Source organism: Candidatus Ozemobacteraceae bacterium (assembly GCA_035373905.1).
Classification (GTDB): Bacteria; Muiribacteriota; Ozemobacteria; order Ozemobacterales; family Ozemobacteraceae; genus MWAR01.
The window spans coordinates 1-1,884 of sequence record DAOSOK010000078.1 but is presented as its reverse complement, the minus strand read 5'-3'; the positions used below and the strand labels follow the sequence as shown (position 1 = coordinate 1,884).

General features: G+C 59.5%; 3 protein-coding genes. All 3 read right to left on the bottom strand.

What is annotated here, in order from left to right:
- A partial coding sequence (gene whiG / locus PLU72_20215) for an RNA polymerase sigma factor WhiG (protein ID HOT30510.1) occupies positions 1 to 830 on the bottom strand: 830 nt, incomplete at its 3' end.
- Between the two features lie 25 nt (positions 831 to 855).
- Positions 856 to 1,275 (bottom strand): hypothetical protein, encoded by a 420-nt coding sequence (locus PLU72_20210; protein HOT30509.1) that lies wholly within the window; start codon positions 1,273 to 1,275, stop codon positions 856 to 858.
- On the bottom strand, positions 1,275 to 1,760 hold the full coding sequence (locus PLU72_20205; GenBank protein ID HOT30508.1) for a chemotaxis protein CheD: 486 nt from the start codon (positions 1,758 to 1,760) through the stop codon (positions 1,275 to 1,277). Before PLU72_20205 ends, PLU72_20210 begins: the two co-directional genes overlap by 1 nt.
- Positions 1,761 to 1,884 lie beyond the last annotated feature (124 nt).

Below are 1,884 nucleotides of genomic sequence, written 5' to 3'. Positions count from 1 at the left end.
CGCGCGAGGCGGCCGCGCAGGCGGAGGATCGCCTTCGTGTGCAGCTGGGAGACGCGCGAGTCGGAAACTCCGAGGATCTTTCCGATTTCCTTCGAGGTCAGGTCTTCGTAGTAATACAGGGTGATGACCATGCGCTCGCGCTCGGACAGTTTCGAGATCGCGTCGGCGAGAATCCGCTTGGCTTCGGCTTCCTCGATCTTCAGCTGGGGGTTGTCGCTTTTCTGGTTTTCGACGAAGTCGAAGCGGGAGGAGCCTTCCTCGTCGTCGTAGAAAATCTCGTCGAGCGAGAGCAGGAGAGACTTCTTCGTCTCGTCGAACAGCTTGTGAAGCTCGGAGATGTCGATTTTCAGGAACTCGGCGATTTCCTCGTCGGTCGCGTCGCGGCCGAGTTTGCCTTCGAGCTTGGCGTAGGCCTTTTCGAGTTTGCGAGCCTTCTGGCGGATCGAGCGCGGCGTCCAGTCGAGGAGGCGAAGTTCGTCGAAGATGGCGCCGCGGATGCGGGTCTTTGCGTAGGTCTTGAACTTGACGTTGCGGGCCGTGTCGTACTTGTCTATCGCGTCGATCAGGCCGAGAATGCCGTAGCTGACGAGGTCGTCGAACTCGACGTTGCTGGGCAGGTTCACGGCGATGCGCCCGGCGACGTATTTGACGAACGACGCGTATTTCATGATCAGCGAATCCTTGATCCGCTGGTCACGGGAAGTCTTGTACTGCTGCCAGAGCTTCTGGTCTTCCTCGTCCTGCGCGCGTGCGGCGGCTTTTCGCGCCTCTGTCGCCTCGCGTTCCTTTTCTTCTCTGGCTGCCTTGCTCAATTGAGAATCGTGGTTCACATCTGTCCTCCGCGTTTAAACCGCCTCAGGATACCACAACCGAATCGCCCCGCGATACAGCTTTCCCATTTTCGTCGGAATACCGTGGAAATGTCGCCGGCTGAAAACCGGCGGCGGCTTCCCTGGCGCCGTTTTCCTCGCGGCCGGCCGACTCTTCCGGGCCGATTTCCGACAGAAGATCGCCAAGTTCGGTTTCGATCTGCTGCTGGTCGAGCTCGATTTCCTTTTTCAGGTTTTCCGTTTCCTTCTTCGTCGTGGCCGGCATCAGGAGCACCTCGAGGACGGAGCCGGTGATTGCTCCCAGAATCCCGAAGATGAAAAACGAGGCCAGCGCCCGGAACAACAGCGTCGCCAGCGTCACCTTCGCGAGCAGCGAGAGGGTCGAGATCAGCGCGGACATGGACAGGGCGAGGAACAGCCCCATGATCAGCGGAAGTCGAGCCATCAGATCTCCTTCACCGATTCGCCGAGCACGGTCAGGCTGATGCGCCCGGTGGCGAGATTCATCTCGAGAGATCGGCCGCTGCGGCCGCCGATATCCTGCGCCAGGATTGGGATCCTGAGCTTCTCGAGCGCCCGTATCGCGGAAGCGGTGTTCTGGGTGCCGATATTGTTCGTGAGATTCTCGGTCGGCGGAAACATTTCCGCTCCGCCGATGACCTTGGAGACGATGCTGCTCTTGTAACAGCCGGCGTGCGAGAGGGTCTGAAACAGCAGCGGAACAGCCGTGTCCGCGAATTTGCGCGGATTCACGCGGTCCTGGGCGATGCCGGTCGAGTCAGGGAGGATGATGTGGGCCACTCCGCCGATTTTCGTTTTCGGATCATACATGGCGACGATCACGCACGAGCCGATCCCGTAGGCGGCGAGGATGTCCGGATTGCGGGCGATCCGCATCTCCGCCATGCCGACGGGGTAGATTTCGGGCATTTCATTTGACTCCGAGCTGGCACAGCAGCTGTTCGAGCGAATCGTGGTCGGGCATCAGGAAAATATGCAGCTTGAGATTCTCGTTGCTCTCGAGAAACGAGGTTTCGATCATCAGCACGTGATC

Coding starts and splice junctions, on each gene's coding strand:
- PLU72_20210 (HOT30509.1), bottom strand. CDS start 1,275: ATGGCTCGACTTCCGCTGATCATGGGGCTGTTCCTCGCCCTGTCCATG.
- PLU72_20205 (HOT30508.1), bottom strand. CDS start 1,760: ATGCCCGAAATCTACCCCGTCGGCATGGCGGAGATGCGGATCGCCCGC.